Raw genomic sequence first — 21,099 nt, 5'->3', positions numbered from 1 at the left:
ATTTCAATGTGGGAGCGAGCCTGCTCGCGATAGCGTCGGATCAGCAACATCAATGTTGATTGTTATGCCGCTTTCGCGAGCAGGCTCGCTCCCACAGAGTTTGGTGCCGTTATTCAGGGCAATAAAAAACCCCGCCTGCTTTCACAGACGGGGTTTTTCGCTACAGGGGTAAGGCTGGCTTACATCATGCCGCCCATGCCACCCATGCCGCCCATGTCTGGCATGCCGCCGCCAGCTGGAGCGTCGTCCTTGATTTCAGCGATCATCGCCTCGGTGGTGATCATCAGGCTGGCAATCGACGAAGCCGCTTGCAGAGCCGAACGAGTCACTTTGGCCGGGTCCAGGATACCCATTTCGATCATGTCGCCGTATTCGCCGGTGGCAGCGTTGTAACCGTAGTTACCCGAACCCTGCTTGACCTTGTCGACCACTACGCTTGGCTCGTCGCCGGAGTTGGCAACGATCTGGCGCAGAGGTGCTTCAACAGCGCGACGCAGCAACTGGATGCCAACGTTCTGGTCATCGTTGTCGCCTTTCAGCTCGCTGATGGCTTGCAGGGCACGAACCAGTGCCACGCCGCCGCCAGGTACCACGCCTTCTTCGACGGCTGCGCGGGTTGCGTGCAGGGCGTCTTCAACGCGGGCTTTCTTCTCTTTCATTTCAACTTCGGAACCGGCGCCAACCTTGATCACCGCAACACCGCCGGACAGCTTGGCCAGGCGCTCTTGCAGTTTTTCGCGGTCGTAGTCGGACGAAGTCTCGGCCACTTGTGCGCGGATCTGGGTGACACGAGCCTGGATATCGGCATCGTTGCCAGCACCGTCGATCACGGTGGTGTTTTCCTTGGACAGGATCACGCGCTTGGCGTTACCCAGGTGCTCCAGGGTGGTGCTTTCCAGGCTCAGGCCGATCTCTTCGGAGATAACGGTACCGCCGGTCAGTACGGCGATGTCCTGCAGCATGGCCTTGCGACGGTCGCCGAAGCCTGGAGCCTTGACGGCTGCAACCTTGACGATGCCACGCATGTTGTTCACGACCAGGGTCGCCAGGGCTTCGCCTTCGACATCTTCAGCCACGATCAGCAGAGGGCGGCCGGCTTTGGCAACGGCTTCCAGCACTGGCAACATTTCGCGGATGTTGGAGATCTTCTTGTCGACCAGCAGGATCAGCGGGCTGTCCAGCTCGGCAACCATGGTGTCCGGCTTGTTGACGAAGTATGGCGACAGGTAGCCACGGTCGAACTGCATGCCTTCTACAACCGACAGTTCGTTTTCCAGGCCCGAGCCTTCTTCAACGGTGATCACGCCTTCTTTGCCGACTTTTTCCATGGCTTCGGCAATGATGTCGCCGATGGAGTTGTCGGAGTTGGCGGAGATGGTACCTACCTGGGCGATTGCCTTGGAGTCAGCGCAAGGCTTGGCCAGACCTTTCAGTTCCTTGACGATGGCGATGGTCGCCTTGTCGATGCCGCGCTTGAGGTCCATCGGGTTCATGCCGGCAGCGACGGCTTTCAGGCCTTCGTTGACGATCGACTGAGCCAATACGGTCGCGGTGGTGGTACCGTCGCCGGCGTCATCGTTGGCACGGGACGCAACGTCCTTGACCAGCTGCGCACCCATGTTTTCGAAGCGATCTTTCAGCTCGATTTCCTTGGCTACGGAAACGCCGTCCTTGGTGATGGTCGGAGCGCCGAAGCTCTTCTCGATGATCACGTTACGGCCTTTCGGGCCGAGGGTCGCTTTTACTGCGTCAGCCAGGACGTTGACACCGGCGAGCATTTTCTTGCGGGCGGAATCGCCGAATTTAACTTCTTTAGCAGCCATGATCGATATTCCTTAAATACTTTGTAGTAGTAGCGGGAAAATGAGCGGGAAAATCAGCCTTCGAGAACGGCGAGGATTTCGTTCTCGCTCATTACCAACAGGTCTTCGCCGTCGACTTTCACAGTGTTGCTGCCGGAGTAAGGGCCGAACACAACCTTGTCACCCACTTTCACGGCCAGCGCACGTACTTCACCGTTTTCCAGAGCCTTGCCCGGACCTACAGCGAGAACTTCACCGTGGTTGGCTTTTTCAGCAGCCGAACCTGGCAGGACGATACCGCCAGCGGTTTTCTTCTCTTCTTCGCTGCGACGGATGACGACGCGGTCATGCAGAGGACGAAGCTTCATTGTCGATCTCTCCTAATTTTGGTTTTCATCGGCCGGTGTAGTCCCGGCGGGTTTAACAAAAGCCGGCGGAGCCGGGGTGCGGTTCGTCAAGCGAACCGCGGAAGTCTGTCCGGTGTCGCCACCGGAAACCTTGCGGTGACCCATACATAAGGGCGTGCAAGTCGATTACAAGGGTCGGGGGTGAAATTTTTTACTGAACGAGCGCTAAAACGAACACGGCACCCGAAGGTGCCGTGTCGCTGGCTAACGTGTCACTGAAAGCTACTTGGGATCGCGGTGTTCGAATTCGCCTTCGATCACGTTGGGCTCGCGGCCTACCGGTTCGCGCGGCGTCGGACCGCCACGGGGCTGGAGGTCATCGGCGAAAGCCCGCTGGCGCATCGCCTGTTCTTCGGCGCGCTGGCGCATCTTGTTGGCCAGCAACCGGCGCGTGAAGGGCAGCAGCAAGACCAGGCCCAGCACGTCGCTGATGAAGCCAGGCAGGATCAACAGACCACCACCCAGCGCGAGCATCAGGCCTTCGAGCATGGTCTGGGCGGGCAGTTCGCCACGGGTCAGGCTTTCACGGGCACGCAGTGCCGTGGCCAGGCCGGCGATGCGCAGCACGAACACGCCGAGCATCGAGCCGAGAATGACCAGCAGCAACGCCGGGAAGAACCCGATCGCACCGCTGACCTTGACGAATACGAACAGCTCCAACACCGGGAACAGCAGAAAGAGCAATAAAAAAGGGCGCATCAAATGGTTCCTCAACGCAAGAATGCCTTGCTATGAAAACCTAAATGACGTCGCCCTTTCGTGAATTCAAGCATCAACCTCGGCATTTTTTGGCCATTGCTCGGCGTGAGCCAGGTAAACCAAGGCTTCGCGCACTTGTGTCGGCGTGTTGCAAGGCGCCGCAAACGGCAACCAGTGCAGGCCTTGCCCAATGCGCAAGTGCATGCCTTCGCTGTCGATACCGACCAATTGCGCGGGTTGGTTTTTTGGCAGGCCACTCAATTCGACGTAGTGGGCGATGGCTTTGGCATGATCGGCATTCATGTGTTCGATCATGCCCGCCTCGGCTTTGCCGGCAAAGGGATTGGCCAGGGTGATCTGGTCGATCCAGTGAATCGCGCCGAAGCCGCCGATATAACGATGGCGCACCGGGTGGAGAACCCAGAAATCGAAGTCGTGGGCCTTATGGTAGTTCTGCGACTCGGGGAAATAGCGGTAGTAACGCTCGGCGGCGGCCTCGATGGCGGCGCTGTCCTCCAGCTTCTGCGCCTCGGCCAGATAGGTCAGGCGCCCGACGGCCTGAACATCCTCGGCGCCCCGCTCTCCCACCAGCATTGAGCATTTAGGGTCTTTTTGCAGATTGTGGGTGTGCTGGGCGATGCGGCTGATGAGTATCAGCGGCAGGCCTTGCGCGTCCAGGCAATACGGCACAACGGAGCCGAACGGAAAACCGGGCATCGATTTGGAATGGGTGGAGAGCATGCCCCGATATTCCTTGAGCAGCAATTCGCGGGCATGCTTGGCAGCTTCAACGCTCAATTTATGACTCCTTTAATAAAATTCGTCTAGAAAACGGTCGGTTGAGTGGAGTAATGTTCTGACGCACCTTCGGGCCGGTTTGCTCGTGCAGCCGCGCTACGCCGCTGCAAATCGAGACGCGCCCAACCCCTCCACCGCTGCGCCACCTGGACATGAGAATGCAACTCACTGACAAAGTAATCATTATCACCGGCGGTTGCCAGGGCCTGGGTCGCTCCATGGCCGAGTATTTCGCCGGCAAGGGTGCAAAGCTCGCGCTGGTGGACCTCAATCAGGAAAAGCTCGACCAGGCGGTCGCCGCCTGCGCCGCCAAGGGCGTCGAGGCGCGTGCGTACCTGTGCAACGTGGCCAACGAAGATCAGGTGATCGACATGGTTGCCCGGGTGGCCGCTGACTTCGGCGCGATCCACGGGTTGATCAACAACGCCGGGATCCTGCGCGACGGCCTGCTGCTCAAGGTCAAGGACGGTGAAATGACCAGGATGAGCCTGGCCCAGTGGCAGGCGGTGATCGACGTCAACCTCACCGGCGTATTCCTCTGCACCCGCGAAGTGGCGGCGAAAATGGTCGAGCTGAAGAACAACGGCGCGATCATCAATATTTCCTCGATCTCCCGGGCCGGCAACGTCGGCCAGACCAACTATTCGGCGGCCAAGGCCGGCGTCGCGGCCGCTACCGTGACCTGGGCCAAGGAACTGGCGCGCTACGGCATCCGCGTGGCGGGGATTGCTCCGGGTTTCATCGAAACCGAAATGACCCTCGGCATGAAACCCGAAGCCCTTGAGAAAATGACCTCCGGGATTCCGCTCAAGCGCATGGGCAAGCCCGAGGAGATTGCGCACTCGGCGGCGTATATCTTCGAGAACGATTACTACACCGGGCGGATCCTGGAAATGGATGGCGGGCTGCGGATCTAAACCCCATCGCATAACAAAATGGACTGACCCAAAAATGTGGGAGCGAGCTTGCTCGCGATGGCGTCGGGTCAGTTTGCATCAATGTTGAATGTAAGACCGCTATCGTCGGATCGCCGCCCGGAGCAAGCTCGCTCCCACAATGGGATGTGTTACCGCTTATTCAATCATCGCTGATAGTAATGTTCGGCATCGCCGGCGACGCAGCCTCCTGCAACACGATCCGCGCGCCCACGTGGCGGGCCAACTCCTGGTAGACCATGGCGATCTGGCTGTCCGGCTCGGCGATGACGGTCGGCTTGCCGCCGTCGGCCTGCTCGCGGATCACCATCGACAGCGGCAACGAAGCCAGCAGCTCGACACCGTACTGGGTCGCCAGTTTTTCACCGCCGCCTTCACCGAACAGATGCTCGGCATGCCCACAGTTCGAGCAGATGTGCACGGCCATGTTTTCCACCACGCCCAGTACCGGGATGTTCACCTTGCGGAACATCTCCACACCCTTGCGCGCATCCAGCAGGGCCAAGTCCTGGGGCGTGGTAACGATCACCGCGCCGGCCACCGGGACTTTCTGCGCGAGGGTCAGCTGGATGTCGCCAGTTCCCGGCGGCATGTCGATCACCAGATAATCCAGGTCGCCCCACGCGGTTTGCGTGACCAGTTGCAGCAAGGCACCGGAGACCATCGGCCCGCGCCAGACCATCGGTGTGTTGTCATCGGTGAGGAAGGCCATGGACATGACCTCCACGCCATGGGATTGCAGCGGTACGAACCACTTCTGGTCCTTGACCTGCGGCCGGGTGCCTTCGGCGATGCCGAACATGATGCCTTGGCTCGGACCGTAGATATCCGCGTCGAGGATGCCGACCTTCGCCCCTTCGCGAGCCAGGGCCAGCGCCAGGTTGGCGGCGGTGGTGGACTTGCCTACGCCGCCCTTGCCCGAGGCCACGGCGATGACGTTCTTGACGTTCGCCAACCCCGGCACCTGGGCTTGGGCCTTGTGGGCGGAAATCACGCTGGTAACCTGGACTTTGGCGCTCGCCACGCCGTCCAGGCCTTCGATCGCCATCTGCAGCATCTGCGCCCAACCGTTCTTGAACAGATCGGCGGCATAACCGATCTCCAGTTCGACGCTGACGCGATCGCCCTGGATATCGATGGCTCGCACGCATCCGGCGCTGACCGGATCCTGGCTCAGGTAGGGGTCGGTGTACTGGCGAAGGACGGCTTCCACCGCTGCGCGATTGACGGCGCTCATGGGCAACTCCGATAACGAGACTTGAAAACAGGCCGCTATCCTACGCCGCACGCTCTCGCGTGGCGACCCGATTACCGCACGAGTGAACAGCTTTGTGGTGAGGGGATTTATCCCCGCTGGACTGCGAAGCAGTCCCAAAACATCCGAACCTGACCAGTCTGATTCACCGAGGCGTCAGGTTTTGGGGGCGCTTCGCACCCCAGCGGGGATAAATCCCCTCGCCACAGTTGTGTCTGGCCGTTACATGGTGGAGCACTCGGAAACAGCCCCGAAAGGTGAAAAAAAGCCGCCGGCGCTTTATAGTGGCCGACCTCCGTTTCATCAAGTAGCCGAGCCCCATGTCCGAGCCACGCAAGATTCTCGTCACCAGCGCCCTGCCCTATGCCAATGGTTCGATTCACCTTGGCCATATGCTGGAATACATCCAGACCGATATGTGGACGCGCTTTCAGAAACATCGCGGCAACCAGTGCATCTACGTCTGCGCCGACGACGCCCACGGTTCGGCCATCATGTTGCGCGCGGAAAAGGAAGGTATCACCCCGGAACAACTGATCGCCAATGTCCAGGCTGAACACAGCGCCGACTTTGCCGAGTTCCTGGTGGACTTCGACAACTTCCACTCCACTCACGCCGAAGAAAACCGTGAGCTGTCGAGCCAGATCTACCTGAAGCTGCGTGACGCCGGGCATATCGCCACCCGTTCGGTCACCCAATATTTCGACCCGGAAAAGAAAATGTTCCTGGCCGACCGCTTCATCAAGGGCACCTGCCCGAAATGCGGCACCGAAGACCAATACGGCGACAACTGCGAAAAATGCGGCGCCACCTACGCACCGACCGACCTGAAAGACCCGAAATCGGCGATTTCCGGCGCGACGCCGGTACTCAGGGATTCCCAGCACTTCTTCTTCAAGCTGCCGGACTTCCAGGAAATGCTGCAGACCTGGACCCGCAGCGGCACGCTGCACGACGCGGTGGCCAACAAGCTCGCCGAATGGCTCGACTCCGGTTTGCAGGAATGGGACATCTCCCGCGATGCGCCGTATTTCGGCTTCGAAATTCCTGGCGAGCCCGGCAAATACTTCTATGTATGGCTGGACGCGCCCATCGGCTACATGGCGAGCTTCAAGAACCTTTGCGATCGTACCCCGGAGCTGGATTTCGACGCGTTCTGGGCCAAGGATTCTACGGCCGAGGTGTATCACTTCATCGGCAAGGACATCGTCAACTTCCACGCGCTGTTCTGGCCCGCCATGCTCGAAGGCGCCGGTTTCCGCAAGCCGACCGGCATCAACGTCCACGGCTACCTGACCGTCAACGGCCAGAAGATGTCCAAGTCCCGCGGCACCTTCATCAAGGCGCGGACGTACCTGGATCACCTGTCGCCTGAATACCTGCGCTACTACTACGCGGCCAAGCTCGGCCGTGGCGTCGACGACCTCGACCTGAACCTCGAGGACTTCGTGCAGAAGGTCAACTCCGACCTGGTGGGCAAGGTCGTCAACATCGCCAGTCGTTGCGCCGGGTTCATCCACAAGGGCAACGCCGGCGTGCTGGTGGCGGGTAACGCCGCGCCGGAACTCACCGACGCGTTCCTGGCTGCCGCACCAAGCATCGCCGAGGCCTACGAGAGCCGCGACTTTGCCCGCGCCATGCGTGAGATCATGGCCCTGGCCGACCGCGCCAACGCCTGGATCGCCGACAAGGCCCCATGGTCGCTGGCCAAGCAGGACGGCAAGCAGGACGAAGTCCAGGCCATCTGCGCCCTAGGCATCAACCTGTTCCGCCAACTGGTGATTTTCCTCAAGCCGGTGCTGCCGTTGCTGGCCGCCGATGCCGAGGCGTTCCTGAACGTTGCGCCGCTGACCTGGAACGACCACCAGACCCTGCTGAGCAACCATCAACTGAACGCGTTCAAACCGTTGATGACCCGCATCGACCCGGCCAAGGTCCAGGCCATGATCGACGCGTCCAAGGAAGACCTCGCCGCCAGCCAGACCGACACCGGTGCCCCTGCTGGCAACGGCGAGCTGACCAAGGACCCGCTGTCGCCGGAAATCGATTTCGATGCCTTCGCCGCCATCGACCTGCGCGTGGCGCTGATCGTCAAGGCTGAAGCCGTGGAAGGCGCCGACAAACTGTTGCGCCTGACCCTGGACATCGGCGATGAACAGCGCAACGTGTTCTCCGGGATCAAGAGCGCCTACCCGGATCCGGCCAAGCTCGAGGGCCGGCTGACGATGATGATCGCCAACCTCAAGCCACGCAAAATGCGCTTCGGCATATCCGAAGGCATGGTCATGGCGGCCGGTCCTGGCGGCGAGGAAATCTACCTGCTGAGCCCCGACAGCGGCGCCAAGCCGGGTCAGCGGATCAAATAACGCGACTGCGCGCTGCACCGATCCCACAGTCGCTGTCGAGCGGCTGTGGGATTTTCATATCTGGCCCGCCCTCGCGGCGTGCCGGATAATGCCTGATCTTTCAACCGGCTCCCCTGTTGCCCCATGCCCATGACTGACATTCTTCTCTCGCTGTTCAGCGCTGCCCTGATCAACAACCTCGTGTTGCATTGGCCGCTGGGCGTCGATCCGCTGCTGGCAGTCAGGGAGCGGAGCCGGGTACATGCACTGGGCCTGGCGACAGCCTGCCTGATGCTGGTTGTCGGGACCCTCGGTTATCTGGCCGACCGCTGGCTGCTGGTTCCGGCGCAGCTGACATCGCTACGGTTGTTCGTATGGCTGCCCCTGAGCGTGCTGCTGATCAGCCCGTTGCTGCGCCTGCTGACGCATTGGCTGCCGTCGCAGCCGTTCGATGGCTTGTGGCCGCTGCTGCTCGGCAATGCCGGCGTACTGGGCGTCACGCTGCTCAACAGCCGGAACGACCAGGGCCTGGGCCAGGCCATGGCCTTCAGCCTGGGCGCCGGGCTGGGTTTCTGGCTGGTCTTAAGCCTGTTCGAGGACTTGCGCCAGCGAGTCCAGGATAACGATATTCCCTTGCCTTTTCGGGGCCTGCCAATCCAGTTGATCAGCGTCGGATTGATGGCGGTGGCATTTCTCGGATTGCGCGGGTTGGTCAAGACATGAACCTGATTCAACGTATCGATGCCCTGCTGCCGCAAACCCAATGCGGCAAGTGCGGCCATCCCGGCTGCAAGCCTTACGCCGAAGGCATCGCCCAGGGTGAACCGATCAACAAATGCCCACCCGGCGGACGCGAAACCATCGCGGCCCTGGCCGAGCTGATGACCGTGCCGGTACTCGAACTGGACGCCAGCCGTGGCTCGGCCCCGGCGCAGATCGCATACATTCGCGAAGCCGAATGCATCGGTTGCACCAAGTGCATCCAGGCGTGCCCGGTGGACGCGATTGTTGGCGCGGCCAAGCTGATGCACACCGTCCTCATCGATGAGTGCACCGGCTGCGACCTCTGCGTGGCGCCTTGTCCGGTGGATTGCATCGAGATGCGCCCACTGCCGATGGCAACCGTAACGCCGGTTGTCGGTGGCCTGGCCTCCAGCATCGAAGAACAGCAGGCGCGGACCGCCAAGCGCAATCACGCCCGCCGCCGCTTCGAGCTGCGCAATGCGCGCCTGCGCCGCGAAGAAGAGCAGCGCCTGGCCGAGCGCCTGGCCCGAACCCAGCGCAACGCTCAACCAGCCCAGGCCCAGCCACTTGATCCGGTGCAGGCTGCGCTGGAACGAGTGCGCGCGCAAAAAGCCGCCAGCGCCGACGCCGCCCTGAAAAAAGCCAAGGTCGACCTGGCCATGAGCCGGGCACAGCTGAATAAATCCTTGAAAGCGTTTGGCCATCCACCGACCTTCGAACAACAATCACAATTGATCGTGCTGCAACGCCAATTCGAAGCGGCAGAGCGGGCCCTGGCCAGACTGGAAGGCAGCGCGGCGCTCGCCGCCCCGGCACCGTCGCAAAGTGCTGAATTGAAGCGGGCCAAGATCCAGCTGGCGATGCGTCGCGCCGACCTCGGCAAGGCCCGTGCTGCCGCGGCTTCCGCAGAACAGCTACAAGCACTGGAACAAGCGGTGGAAGACGCCCAACGGCAGGTGGACGCCCATGCTACGCCCTGATCCGGTGGACGAGCGGCTGCGGCAAGCGATGCGACGGGTGTTGCTGGCGATGCTGCCCGGCGTGCTGGCGATGGTCTGGTTTTATGGCTGGGGCGTGGCGCTGAACCTGCTGCTGTCGGCCCTCGCCGCTCTGGCTGTCGAGGCGCTGGCGTTGCGTCTGCGACGACGCCCTCTCAAGCCCGGCCTGAGCGACGGCAGCGCACTGGTCAGCGCCGCGCTGCTGGCCATGGCCTTGCCGGCGTATTGCCCATGGTGGCTGACCGTCACGGCCGCTGCCTGCGCCTTGCTGTTCGGCAAGCACTTATGGGGCGGGCTCGGCAGCAATCCCTTCAATCCGGCGATGCTCGGGTATGCCCTGGTGCTGGTGGCGTTTCCCCAGCACCTGAGCCAATGGCCCGTGCCCCATGACATGGACTTTCTCGAAGGTCTGCGACAAGTCGCCGGCATTGCCCAGGCGCCCGACGGCTGGGCCGGCGCCACGGCCCTGGACAGTCTGCGAATCAATACAAGCCTGACCGTCGACGAACTGTTCGCCAGCAATCCTGCGTTCGGTCGTTGGGGTGGGCGCGGTGTCGAGTGGGTCAACCTGGCCTTCCTCGCCGGCGGCCTGTTCCTGCTGCAACAGCGCGTGTTCAGTTGGCACGCGCCGGTGGGCATGCTTGCCAGCCTGTTCACCTTGAGCCTGCTGTGCTGGAACGGCTCGGGCTCGGACTCCCATGGCTCGCCGCTGTTTCATCTGTTGACCGGGGCAACCATGCTGGGCGCATTTTTCATCGTCACCGAACCGGTGTCAGGCGCCAAGGCCCCGCTCGCCCGACTGTTGTTCGGGGCCGGCGTGGGCGCGCTGGTCTACCTGATTCGTACCTGGGGCGGCTACCCGGACGGCGTGGCGTTTGCCGTGTTGCTGATGAACCTCGGTGTGCCTGCGCTGGATCGTCTCGCCGAGGCACGACAAAGGCGAGCGCTGACATGAAAAGACCCGGCGGCGTGCTGATCCTGATCGTCCTGGCCGGCCTCGGCATCGGCGCCACGTACCTCATGCAGATCAATCTGGCCGGACGCATCGAAGCCCAACGGCAAGCCTTGACCGGCAGGACCTTGCTCGAGGTATTGCCCTCCGAGCGTTATGACAACCAGCCGCTGGCGCAACCGGTCATGACGAACCCGGTTGAGTTGAGCCACAGCCGGTTGCTGGGCGGTTACCTGGCGACCCGCAACGGCCAGCCCAGCGCGGTGCTGTTGCGCAGCCAGGCGTTGGGCTATGAGGGCAGCATCGAATTGATGATCGCCATTGATCCCAGCGGCCGCCTGCTTGGCGTTAAAACCCTGCGCCAGTCGGAAACACCCGGCCTGGGCGCGGTAATCGCCGACTGGCCGAATACCTGGCTGCAGACATTCACCGGAAAGTCGCGCCAGGCGCCGACCGATGACGGCTGGGCCTTGAAAAAGGACCAGGGCCAGTTCGATCAATTGGCCGGCGCGACGGTGACCTCGCGCGCGGTGCTCCAGGCGATCCACGATGCGCTGCGTTATTTCGATGAGCACCAGGCCCACCTGACCGGAGCGAGTGTCAATGAATAAGCCGGTATTGAGCCGTGGCCTGCTGCTCGTGCCCTTGGTGGGTGCAAGCAGCTCGCTGACGAATGCACTGGGGGTGTGGCTGGCCTGGGTTTTGATCAGCTTCGGCCATGGCTGGGCCATGACGCTGGCCGGGCCACGCTGCACGACTTATCAGCGGCTGGTTGCAGGTATCCTGCTGGCCGCAGCCTTGAGTGCTTGCGCAAGCCTGGTCGCGCAGGCCTGGCTGCCCGAGTGGTATGCATCGTCAGGCCTTTACCTCGGCTGGATCGCCTTGAGCTGCGTAGCGCTGGATCAAGCGCCAGTGGACGAATCCCGGGTAGCTGACCGCCTCAGGCTGGCGGGCCAGTCTGGCCTCCTGATGGCCATTCTGAGCGCCCTGCGCGAATTGGTCGGCAATGGCGTCCCACTGGCCCTGCTCGCTCCCGGCGGGTTCATCCTGCTCGGCCTGCTGCTGGCGGCCCACCAGGCCTGGACGGCCAGCAAACCCCATCCACCCCTAGAGGAAACGCCGCGCCCATGAACGCCGCAAAACGCCTGGAAATATTCCGTCGCTTTCATGAAGACAACCCGGAGCCAAAAACCGAACTGGCCTATTCCTCACCCTTCGAGCTGCTGATCGCGGTAATTCTGTCGGCCCAATCCACCGACGTCGGCGTCAACAAGGCCACCGCCAAGCTGTTTCCCGTGGCCAATACGCCGCAAGCGATCCACGCCTTGGGGGTCGAAGGGCTGTCGGAATACATCAAGACCATCGGGCTGTTCAACAGCAAGGCCAAGAACGTCATCGAGACCTGCCGCCTGCTGATGGAGCGTCATGGCGGCGAGATCCCGCAGACCCGCGAAGAGCTGGAAGCCCTTCCAGGCGTCGGCCGCAAGACCGCCAACGTGGTGCTCAACACCGCGTTTCGTCAGCTGACGATGGCAGTCGACACGCACATTTTCCGCGTCAGCAACCGTACCGGCATTGCTCCGGGCAAAAATGTCGTGGAAGTGGAAAAGAAACTGATGAAATTTGTCCCCAAGGAATACCTCCTGGATTCCCACCACTGGCTCATCCTCCATGGGCGTTACGTCTGCCTGGCGAGAAAGCCCCGTTGCGGCAGTTGCCGAATCGAAGACCTGTGCGAATACAAGCACAAGACATCTGACGATTGACGCGCTATTGCTTTCGTTGATCGAGCGATTGAAAAAATCTTTTTTACCCGCCGCAGGTTTATCGCTATAAGGAGCGCCAATGGCAGTCTTAGCCTGGAGTCGAACCCATGAGCGCTGGCAAAGAACAACTGGATGTAGAAGACGATTTCATCGCCGTCGAGGCTGACGATGCGGAACCTGTGGTCGTGGAAGTGGCGAAAACCAACCTGAGCAAACGTCGCACCATCGATAACCTGCTGGAAGAGCGTCGCTTGCAGAAACAATTGGCCGACTATGATTTTGACCTCTGACTCGTAAAAGCCTCCCTGTCGGAGGCCTTTTACCGAGCACCTGGGGCTGTGGACTCACACCAATCCGTTACGCTGTGCCAGCTCGATCAGGTCGACCAGTGAGCGGGCATTGAGCTTCAACAACAGTCGGGTCTTGTAGGTACTCACTGTCTTGTTGCTCAGGAACATCCCGTCGGCAATCTCCTTGTTGGTCCTCCCACGGGCCAGCTGCTGCAGGACCATCATCTCTCGTCCGGACAAACGATCGACCATATCCGACTCGCTGGCGTTGCCCAGGCTCGAACGCACGGTATGCAACGCCTGGTTGGGAAAATAACTGTAGCCCGAGAGCACCGCTTTTATTGCACTCAACAACTCGGTCAGGTCCTGTTGCTTGCACACATAACCGGCCGCTCCCATCTGCATGCATCGCATCGAGAAATGCCCTGGCGACTGAGAGGTGAGCACCAGCACTTTGAGCGGCGAAGGATTGGTGGTCAGGCGCGCGATAACCTCCAGTCCGTCCAACTTCGGGATCCCGATATCGAGAACAACGATGTCGGGCATTTTATCGCGCGCCAGCTGTAACGCATCGACGCCATTGTCTGTTTCCGCGATGACTTCATATCCATGGCGCTCCATTAACAAACGTACAGCAAGACGAATGACGGGGTGATCATCCACGATCAGCACTTTATTCATGGGCAAATCCAACTTAGCTGTTCGAATTTTTAGAGCACGCACAATAGCGTAGTCATTTCACCCGTGGGATGCCGCTGTAGCAAGCCGTTCGCACCGAAAGACATAACTTACAAGCAATGCAGAAAAATCCTACAAATAATCCGTGAAATAACGCGCCATGATTTTTTCCGTCGCAGCGATGGAGTGATTCTGACGCGCCACAGCTCCCCGAGAACAGCTCGATTTCGGCAAAAAACACACCTGACCTGTTATTAGACGTGGGACTTTTCTCACACAAAGTAATTGATTTATTCATGCACAAACGCTTGCCTCCTCCAGAAAAAACTTCCATGGAAGAGAACGCAGTTCAATAACGTTATTTCCGAAGTATATTTGCGCTTACTCAATTCAACTGTTGTTATAAACCAGCAAAAGCGATCAATGATATTCCCCGGCAATACATTATTCAGGACGAGACATGCGCAAAAAAAAGGCCTGCGCAGGGCAGGCCTTTTTTTGAGCAGCCGGGTCAGAACAGCTTGCGACCCTTGTTCGCCGCGATGCGCATGCGCAGGGCGTTGAGCTTGATGAAGCCGGCCGCGTCGGCCTGGTTGTAGGCGCCACCGTCTTCTTCGAAGGTCGCGATGTTTGCATCGAATAGCGACTCGTCGGACTTGCGCCCGGTCACGATCACGTTGCCCTTGTACAGCTTCAGGCGCACGACGCCGTTCACGTGGGCCTGGGAAGCATCGATCATCTGTTGCAGCATCAGACGCTCCGGGCTCCACCAGTAGCCGGTGTAGATCAGGCTGGCGTACTTGGGCATCAACTCGTCTTTCAGGTGAGCCACTTCGCGGTCCAGGGTGATCGACTCGATCGCCCGGTGAGCACGCAGCATGATGGTGCCGCCGGGGGTTTCGTAGCAGCCACGGGATTTCATGCCGACATAGCGGTTTTCAACGATGTCCAGGCGACCGATGCCGTGTTCGCCGCCGATACGGTTCAGCGTCGCGAGGACGGTGGCCGGGCTCATTTCCACGCCGTCGAGGGCAACGATATCGCCGTTGCGATAGGTCAGCTCAAGGTATTGCGGGGTATCGGGAGCCTTCTCCGGGGAGACGGTCCAACGCCACATGTCTTCTTCGTGCTCGGTCCAGGTGTCTTCCAGCACGCCGCCTTCGTAGGAGATGTGCAGCAGGTTGGCATCCATCGAATACGGGGATTTTTTCTTGCCGTGACGCTCGATCGGGATCGCATGCTTCTCGGCGTAGTCCATCAGTTTTTCACGGGACAGCAGGTCCCACTCGCGCCACGGGGCGATGACTTTGACGCCCGGCTTGAGGGCATAGGCGCCCAGCTCGAAACGTACCTGGTCGTTGCCCTTGCCGGTAGCACCGTGGGAAATGGCGTCGGCGCCGGTTTCGTTGGCGATTTCGATCAGGCGCTTGGCGATCAGCGGACGGGCGATTGAGGTACCCAGCAGGTATTCGCCTTCGTAAACAGTGTTGGCGCGGAACATCGGAAACACGAAGTCGCGGACGAATTCTTCGCGCAGGTCATCGATGTAGATCTCCTTGACGCCCATGGCCTGAGCCTTGGCGCGGGCAGGCTCAACTTCTTCGCCCTGCCCCAGGTCAGCGGTGAACGTCACCACTTCACAGTTATAAGTGTCCTGCAGCCACTTGAGGATCACCGAAGTGTCCAGGCCGCCGGAATACGCCAGAACGACCTTGTTTACGTCCGCCATGCCATCACTCCACGGGTTGTACGGAAAGCCGGGAAGTCTAACGTCCAGCGCGGATAATTTACAGAGGCGCGACAGCTTATGACGACGAAGCGACAGATTATGTCGATGGCGCGACGATCAGAATGGCTTCAGGAAGTTCGAGCAGTTGCCGCTGCGGGGGCCACGACCTTGGTGGGGGCGACCGGCGCCGGAGCCTTGCCGGGTGCTGCAGCGGGCGTCGCCGCAGGTACAGCTGGCGTTGCTGGCGTTGCTGGCGGGGTTGGCGTGGTGGGCTGGGCCGCTGGCGCCTGAGTGGCCGCCACTCGATCCAGTTGCACCACCACACGCCGGTTCTTGGCGCGATGGGCGGCGTTGTTATTAGGCACGAGCGGATAACGCTCACCGTGGAAACGCACAGTGAACTGCGACTCCTGGAAGCCATTGGCCTTGAAGAAATCCATGACCGCCAGCGCACGGCGGCGCGACAGCTCACGATTGGTCAAGCGGTTGCCGCTGTTGTCGGAATGCCCATCGAGTTCGACATGGTTGACGCTCGGGTCAGCCTTGATGAAGTCGAGCATGACCTGCAATTGAGCCTTGGCCTGGGCGTCGAGCTCAACCCCCTCGCCGGGAAAGCCGATCTGGGTCTGCTTGATCTGCTCGAAATTCTTCGGCAACAGTTTCGCCACACAGCCCTGGTAGTCGCTGAAGGCCTTGTTGAAGCGCACAGGCAACAGGCGAACTTCCGACACCCGGCCATCCTCGGCATTACGCCGGACCACGGGGCTGCGCCCTTCCATCAACCCACTGATCAGGCGTCCCGCCTGGACTTGGGAGCTGTTGAACAACACGTCGCCGCTGCCGATCCTGACCGACCCCAGGTTGATGTCGCCCCGCCCCGGTTGCCACGGCGCAGCGGCCGCCAGCAGCGTCGCGGAACCGCCACCCAGCACCGGGTTGTAGGCCTTGAGTCGGAACGTGGCCTGCTCGCCCGCCCGGCGGACGAACTCGCCGCTACCAAAATCGGCGATCGGCTGGCTCAGCCGGCACTCGAACTTGTCGCCTTCGACCGTCCACTCGATGCTCTCCAGACGAGTCTGGAAAGTGAGCGCCATCGCAGGAAGGCTGGCAAACACACTGAGCAAGGCTAGATAACGCTGGCGCACGGGAGGCTCCACTGGCTTTTTACTTACGGAAATCGAAAAACACCGGGCATGACGCCTGTACGAGACACCGCACGGATTCGTGGCACACCTGAAGGGGCTATCGGTAACTTGTGGCAAAACTTGATAGCGGGTGCCCGCATCGGTCTTTTCCGGTAGCATTCCCCCAGAGTTTGACCCGCCTGGAAGCCCCTCAATGTCCGACCGCCTGACCCTGCTGCGTCCCGACGACTGGCATATTCATCTTCGCGATGGTGCTGTGTTGACCCATACCGTCGCCGATGTCGCGCGCACCTTCGGGCGCGCAATCATCATGCCTAACCTGGTTCCGCCTGTCCGCAACGCCGTCGAGGCCGATGGCTATCGCCAGCGCATCCTGGCCGCACGCCCGGCCGGCAGCCGCTTCGAACCGCTGATGGTGCTTTACCTCACCGACCGCACCCAGCCCGAGGAAATTCGCGAGGCCAAGGCCAGTGGCTTCGTCCACGCGGCCAAGTTGTACCCGGCCGGCGCCACCACCAATTCGGACTCCGGCGTCACCAGCATCGACAAGATCTTCCCGGCGCTTGAAGCGATGGCCGAAGTCGGGATGCCGTTGCTGATCCATGGCGAAGTCACCCGGGGCGATGTCGACGTGTTCGACCGCGAGAAAATCTTCATCGACGAGCACATGCGCCGCGTCGTGGAGCGTTTCCCGACGCTCAAGGTGGTGTTCGAACACATCACCACCGGCGATGCCGTGCAGTTCGTCAACGAGGCCTCGGCCAACGTCGGCGCGACCATTACCGCGCATCACCTGCTTTACAACCGCAACCACATGCTGGTGGGCGGGATCCGGCCGCACTTCTATTGCCTGCCGATCCTCAAGCGCAACACCCACCAGGAAGCCTTGCTCGACGCCGCGACCAGCGGCAGCGCGAAGTTTTTCCTCGGCACGGACTCGGCGCCCCATGCCCGCCATGCCAAGGAAGCCGCCTGCGGTTGCGCCGGTTGCTACACCGCCTATGCCGCCATCGAGATGTACGCCGAAGCGTTCGAGCAGCGCAACGCGCTGGACAAGCTCGAAGGTTTTGCCAGCCTGCACGGTCCGCGTTTCTATGGCCTGCCGGTGAACACCGATAGCATTACCCTGGTCCGCGACGAGTGGACTGCCCCCGCCAGCCTGCCGTTTGGCGAACAGACTGTCATCCCGCTGCGCGCCGGTGAAAAACTGCGCTGGCGCCTGCTGGAGGAAAACGCGTGAGTGAAGATCATTTCGACGACGAACTGGACGGCAACGGTGGTTCCGGCGGCGCTCGCCACCCCATGGCAGCCCGTTTCCGGGGTTACCTGCCGGTCGTGGTCGACGTAGAAACCGGCGGTTTCAACTCGGCCACCGATGCGTTGCTGGAAATCGCCGCGACGACCATCGGCATGGACGAAAAAGGCTTTGTGTTCCCGGACCACACTTATTTCTTCCGCGTTGAACCGTTCGAAGGCGCCAACATCGAAGCAGCCGCGCTGGAATTCACCGGGATCAAGCTCGACCACCCGCTGCGCATGGCGGTCAGCGAGGAAACGGCACTGACCGACATCTTCCGTGGCGTGCGCAAGGCCCTGAAGGCCAACGGTTGCAAGCGCGCGATCCTGGTCGGTCACAACAGCAGCTTCGACCTGGGCTTCCTTAACGCCGCCGTTGCGCGACTGGACATGAAGCGCAACCCATTCCACCCGTTTTCCAGCTTCGATACGGCGACCCTGGCCGGCCTGGCGTACGGCCAGACCGTATTGGCCAAGGCCTGCCAGGCCGCCGACATCGATTTCGACGGCCGCGAAGCCCACTCGGCCCGCTATGACACCGAGAAGACTGCCGAGCTGTTCTGCGGCATCGTCAATCGCTGGAAGGAAATGGGCGGCTGGCAGGATTTCGACGACTGATATCGGCACTGACTCCAGTGCTCTTGTGGCGAGGGGATTTATCCCCGCTGGGTCGCGAAGCGGCCCCAAACCTGCCAACTGGGTGTGGCGGACTCACCTTTTCGGGACTGCTGCGCAGTCCAGCGGGGATAAATCCCCTCGCCACAGTATGTAGTCAGCCACCCATAAAAAAACCGGCCCATCAAGGGCCGGTTTTTTTATGCCTGAGTGCGCTTACAGCTTGTCGCTGTGTTCGCCCAGGTAAGCCGCTACACCTTCAGGCGATGCGGTCATGCCCTTGTCGCCTTTTTTCCAGTTGGCCGGGCAGACTTCGCCGTGCTCTTCGTGGAATTGCAGAGCGTCGACCAGACGGATCAGCTCTTCCATGTTACGGCCCAGCGGCAGGTCGTTGATGATCTGCGAACGGACCACGCCTTTGTCGTCGATCAGGAACGCGCCACGGAAGGCCACGCCGCCTTCGGACTCAACGTCGTAGGCCTTGGCGATTTCGTGCTTCATGTCAGCGGCCATGGTGTACTTCACCGGGCCGATCCCGCCGTTGTTGATCGGGGTGTTGCGCCAGGCGTTGTGGGTGAAGTGCGAGTCGATCGAAACCGCGACCACTTCAACGTTGCGCGCCTTGAAGTCGTCCATGCGGTGATCCAGTGCGATCAGCTCGGACGGGCAGACGAAAGTGAAGTCCAGCGGGTAGAAGAACACCAGGCCGTATTTGCCTTTGATGGCCGAGGACAGGGTGAAGCTGTCGACGATTTCACCGTTGCCGAGTACGGCTGGAACGGTGAAGTCAGGGGCTTGTTTGCCTACGAGTACGCTCATTGGATATCTCCTGGTGTAGTAACGTGAAAACCGGGTCCGCGCCAGCCTGCCACCCTCAGGCGACAGCCCTGTGACACGAACCCGCTTTGCAAGGACCGACCATCATACACCGCGCGTTTGGACTGTCCTCAACGGTTTTTCGGGGATCACGGAAATCCGCGACGTCTCATGGCCCACCGGGAAAAAACCGTTCGTCAGACCAAGGCATCTCAAGCCAGGGACTATCAGAAACCACTTTGACAATCATTCTCGTTAACATTAAGATCCGTCTCAATTGAGTCACAACCAGCGACGGTTCTCACTTATGTATGTATGCCTCTGCACTGGCGTCACCGACGGACAGATCCGCGAAGCGATCTATGAAGGTTGCTGCAGTTATCGGGAAGTCCGCCAGGCCACCGGCGTAGCCAGCCAATGCGGTAAATGTGCCTGCCTTGCCAAGGAAGTGGTGCGTGAAACCCTCGCCAAAGTGCAGACTGCCCAGGCCTCGATCCCTTATCCGGTAGAATTTACTGCCGCATAAATCCAGCTTTTTGAAGAACCGGACTCAATGTCCGGTTTTTTTATGCCGGTAAATCAAGTGCTTAGCCTCCAGACGCGGAACACAAACATTCTTATTCCGATTAATTTTCATTTATTATTCAATAACTTAGGTTTGACACTGGTAATTGCGCGGCTCAAACTCTCCCGTATACACAGCTATTACAGGGCAGGCCCTCACCATGAAAGGCGACATTACAGTCATCCAGCATCTCAACAAGATCCTCGCCAATGAGCTGGTCGCGATCAATCAATACTTCCTGCATGCGCGCATGTATGAGGATTGGGGCCTGAACAAGCTGGGCAAGCACGAGTACCACGAATCCATCGACGAGATGAAACACGCGGACAAGCTGATCAAGCGCATCCTGTTCCTCGAAGGCCTGCCGAACGTCCAGGACCTGGGCAAGCTGCACATTGGCGAACACACCCGGGAAATGCTCGAATGCGATCTGCGCATCGAACGCACCGGCCACGCCGACCTGAAAGCCGCCATCGCCCATTGCGAAACCGTCGGTGACTTCGGCAGTCGCGAGTTGCTCAAGGATATCCTCGAGTCCGAAGAAGAGCACATCGACTGGCTGGAAACCCAGTTGGGCCTGATCGACAAGATCGGTCTGGAGAACTACCTGCAGTCGCAGATGGGCGAAGAATAAGCTTCCCCGACAGCGAGCCACAAAAAAGCCCCGCCCTCTTTCGAGAGGCGGGGCTTTTTATTGCCTGGATTCCAGGCTCACCTAGATTCCTTGTGGGAGCGAGCCTGCTCGCGATAGCGGTGTGTCAGTCACCATCAAATTGACTGACACGCCCTCATCGCGAGCAGGCTCGCTCCCACATTGGTTTGGGGTGAATCAGGCTTCGGTCTTGTTCGCCGCCGCTGCTTCCACAGCTGCCTTGATGGTGGCCTGCAGAGAGCCATCAGCGGCCATCTCGGTCATGATGTCGCTGCCGCCGATCAGTTCACCGCCAACCCACAACTGTGGAAAGGTTGGCCAGTTGGCGTACTTGGGAAGATTGGCGCGGATTTCCGGGTTCTGCAGGATGTCCACGTAAGCGAACTTCTCGCCACACGCCATTACCGCCTGAGCAGCCTTGGCCGAGAAGCCGCACTGAGGGGCATTCGGCGAGCCTTTCATGTAAAGCAGGATAGTGTTGTTGGCAATCTGGTCTTTGATCGTTTCGATGATATCCACGGAGCACCTCGGCTTGAACTTTGCGACTACAGATGTCGACACGGTGGCGCATTGTAACGGAAAGCCGAGCACCCTGCTCGGTCCGGCCCAAGG

23 protein-coding genes are annotated in these 21,099 nt (G+C 60.4%); 13 read left to right on the top strand and 10 right to left on the bottom strand.

Annotation, left to right across the window (positions count from 1 at the left end):
• Positions 1-179: 179 nt before the first annotated feature.
• The 4 genes from groL to J3P86_RS05920 all read right to left on the bottom strand — a co-directional run bounded on the left by groL (position 180) and on the right by J3P86_RS05920 (position 3,706).
• A complete protein-coding gene (gene groL, locus J3P86_RS05935) occupies positions 180-1,823 on the bottom strand; it encodes a chaperonin GroEL (RefSeq protein WP_181288598.1) in 1,644 nt (547 codons plus the stop codon).
• 53 nt (positions 1,824-1,876) lie between these two features.
• A complete protein-coding gene (locus J3P86_RS05930; RefSeq protein ID WP_003204913.1) occupies positions 1,877-2,170 on the bottom strand; it encodes a co-chaperone GroES in 294 nt (97 codons plus the stop codon).
• 261 nt (positions 2,171-2,431) lie between these two features.
• Positions 2,432-2,908: an FxsA family protein gene (locus tag J3P86_RS05925; protein ID WP_434602980.1), complete on the bottom strand. Its 477-nt coding sequence runs from the start codon at positions 2,906-2,908 to the stop codon at positions 2,432-2,434.
• 66 nt (positions 2,909-2,974) lie between these two features.
• Positions 2,975-3,706: a HugZ family protein gene (locus tag J3P86_RS05920; protein WP_434699650.1), complete on the bottom strand. Its 732-nt coding sequence runs from the start codon at positions 3,704-3,706 to the stop codon at positions 2,975-2,977.
• Between the two features lie 158 nt (positions 3,707-3,864).
• On the opposite strand from J3P86_RS05920, the gene J3P86_RS05915 reads away from it, so the two are divergent.
• On the top strand, positions 3,865-4,623 hold the full coding sequence (locus tag J3P86_RS05915) for an SDR family oxidoreductase (protein WP_434695665.1): 759 nt from the start codon (positions 3,865-3,867) through the stop codon (positions 4,621-4,623).
• A gap of 160 nt (positions 4,624-4,783) precedes the next feature.
• Here the strand turns inward: J3P86_RS05915 and apbC are convergent, their stop codons facing one another.
• Positions 4,784-5,878 carry an iron-sulfur cluster carrier protein ApbC gene (gene apbC / locus J3P86_RS05910; protein WP_434625678.1) on the bottom strand — a complete coding sequence of 365 codons (1,095 nt, stop codon included), beginning with the start codon at positions 5,876-5,878 and terminating at the stop codon, positions 4,784-4,786.
• Between the two features lie 338 nt (positions 5,879-6,216).
• Between apbC and metG the strand changes: the two genes are divergently transcribed.
• From metG to J3P86_RS05870, 8 genes are all read left to right on the top strand, one after another.
• Positions 6,217-8,262, top strand: a complete 2,046-nt coding sequence (gene metG / locus J3P86_RS05905) for a methionine--tRNA ligase (RefSeq protein WP_434569593.1) — start codon at positions 6,217-6,219, stop codon at positions 8,260-8,262.
• 129 nt (positions 8,263-8,391) lie between these two features.
• Positions 8,392-8,964, top strand: a complete 573-nt coding sequence (locus J3P86_RS05900; RefSeq protein WP_434699649.1) for an Rnf-Nqr domain containing protein — start codon at positions 8,392-8,394, stop codon at positions 8,962-8,964.
• Positions 8,961-9,965, top strand: a complete 1,005-nt coding sequence (gene rsxB / locus J3P86_RS05895; RefSeq protein ID WP_434699648.1) for an electron transport complex subunit RsxB — start codon at positions 8,961-8,963, stop codon at positions 9,963-9,965. The genes J3P86_RS05900 and rsxB overlap by 4 nt, the downstream gene beginning before the upstream one ends.
• The gene (locus J3P86_RS05890) at positions 9,952-10,938 is read left to right on the top strand and encodes an RnfABCDGE type electron transport complex subunit D (protein ID WP_434653503.1); all 987 of its coding nucleotides are present in this window, start codon (positions 9,952-9,954) and stop codon (positions 10,936-10,938) included. The genes rsxB and J3P86_RS05890 overlap by 14 nt, the downstream gene beginning before the upstream one ends.
• Positions 10,935-11,546 (top strand): RnfABCDGE type electron transport complex subunit G, encoded by a 612-nt coding sequence (locus J3P86_RS05885; protein ID WP_434699647.1) that lies wholly within the window; start codon positions 10,935-10,937, stop codon positions 11,544-11,546. Before J3P86_RS05890 ends, J3P86_RS05885 begins: the two co-directional genes overlap by 4 nt.
• Positions 11,539-12,066: an Rnf-Nqr domain containing protein gene (locus tag J3P86_RS05880; protein WP_434699646.1), complete on the top strand. Its 528-nt coding sequence runs from the start codon at positions 11,539-11,541 to the stop codon at positions 12,064-12,066. Before J3P86_RS05885 ends, J3P86_RS05880 begins: the two co-directional genes overlap by 8 nt.
• Complete coding sequence (gene nth / locus J3P86_RS05875; protein WP_305496354.1) at positions 12,063-12,701, top strand: endonuclease III; 639 nt, start codon at positions 12,063-12,065, stop codon at positions 12,699-12,701. The genes J3P86_RS05880 and nth overlap by 4 nt, the downstream gene beginning before the upstream one ends.
• Positions 12,702-12,808: 107 nt before the next feature.
• Complete coding sequence (locus tag J3P86_RS05870; protein ID WP_135846865.1) at positions 12,809-12,991, top strand: PA3496 family putative envelope integrity protein; 183 nt, start codon at positions 12,809-12,811, stop codon at positions 12,989-12,991.
• Positions 12,992-13,045: 54 nt separating this feature from the next.
• Here the strand turns inward: J3P86_RS05870 and J3P86_RS05865 are convergent, their stop codons facing one another.
• The 3 genes from J3P86_RS05865 to J3P86_RS05855 form a co-directional block, all read right to left on the bottom strand.
• The gene (locus tag J3P86_RS05865) at positions 13,046-13,672 is read right to left on the bottom strand and encodes a response regulator transcription factor (protein ID WP_305496355.1); all 627 of its coding nucleotides are present in this window, start codon (positions 13,670-13,672) and stop codon (positions 13,046-13,048) included.
• Positions 13,673-14,180: 508 nt separating this feature from the next.
• Positions 14,181-15,398: an argininosuccinate synthase gene (locus J3P86_RS05860; RefSeq protein WP_003204943.1), complete on the bottom strand. Its 1,218-nt coding sequence runs from the start codon at positions 15,396-15,398 to the stop codon at positions 14,181-14,183.
• A gap of 128 nt (positions 15,399-15,526) precedes the next feature.
• Positions 15,527-16,543 carry a flagellar protein MotY gene (locus J3P86_RS05855; RefSeq protein WP_434699644.1) on the bottom strand — a complete coding sequence of 339 codons (1,017 nt, stop codon included), beginning with the start codon at positions 16,541-16,543 and terminating at the stop codon, positions 15,527-15,529.
• 193 nt (positions 16,544-16,736) lie between these two features.
• Here J3P86_RS05855 and pyrC point away from each other — a divergent pair, with 193 nt between their 5' ends.
• Together pyrC and rnt are read left to right on the top strand one after the other, a co-directional pair.
• On the top strand, positions 16,737-17,783 hold the full coding sequence (gene pyrC / locus J3P86_RS05850; protein ID WP_434699643.1) for a dihydroorotase: 1,047 nt from the start codon (positions 16,737-16,739) through the stop codon (positions 17,781-17,783).
• Positions 17,780-18,457, top strand: coding sequence for a ribonuclease T (rnt, locus tag J3P86_RS05845; RefSeq protein WP_039591753.1), 678 nt, complete (start codon positions 17,780-17,782; stop codon positions 18,455-18,457). Before pyrC ends, rnt begins: the two co-directional genes overlap by 4 nt.
• Before the next feature lie 213 nt (positions 18,458-18,670).
• On the opposite strand, the gene J3P86_RS05840 is transcribed toward rnt, so the two are convergent.
• Positions 18,671-19,273: a peroxiredoxin gene (locus tag J3P86_RS05840; RefSeq protein WP_434569603.1), complete on the bottom strand. Its 603-nt coding sequence runs from the start codon at positions 19,271-19,273 to the stop codon at positions 18,671-18,673.
• A 304-nt stretch (positions 19,274-19,577) separates the two neighbouring features.
• Here J3P86_RS05840 and J3P86_RS05835 point away from each other — a divergent pair, with 304 nt between their 5' ends.
• Together J3P86_RS05835 and bfr are read left to right on the top strand one after the other, a co-directional pair.
• Positions 19,578-19,796: a bacterioferritin-associated ferredoxin gene (locus J3P86_RS05835; RefSeq protein ID WP_003178704.1), complete on the top strand. Its 219-nt coding sequence runs from the start codon at positions 19,578-19,580 to the stop codon at positions 19,794-19,796.
• A 199-nt stretch (positions 19,797-19,995) separates the two neighbouring features.
• Entirely contained in the window at positions 19,996-20,469 is a 474-nt protein-coding gene (gene bfr / locus J3P86_RS05830; protein WP_434699642.1) for a bacterioferritin, read from the top strand.
• A gap of 195 nt (positions 20,470-20,664) precedes the next feature.
• On the opposite strand, the gene grxD is transcribed toward bfr, so the two are convergent.
• On the bottom strand, positions 20,665-21,006 hold the full coding sequence (grxD, locus tag J3P86_RS05825) for a Grx4 family monothiol glutaredoxin (RefSeq protein ID WP_018614171.1): 342 nt from the start codon (positions 21,004-21,006) through the stop codon (positions 20,665-20,667).
• Between the last annotated feature and the right edge of the window lie 93 nt (positions 21,007-21,099).

Source organism: Pseudomonas sp. D1-1, assembly GCF_051132225.1.
Lineage (GTDB): Bacteria > Pseudomonadota > Gammaproteobacteria > Pseudomonadales > Pseudomonadaceae > Aquipseudomonas.
This window is presented reverse-complemented; position numbering and strand designations above follow the sequence as displayed.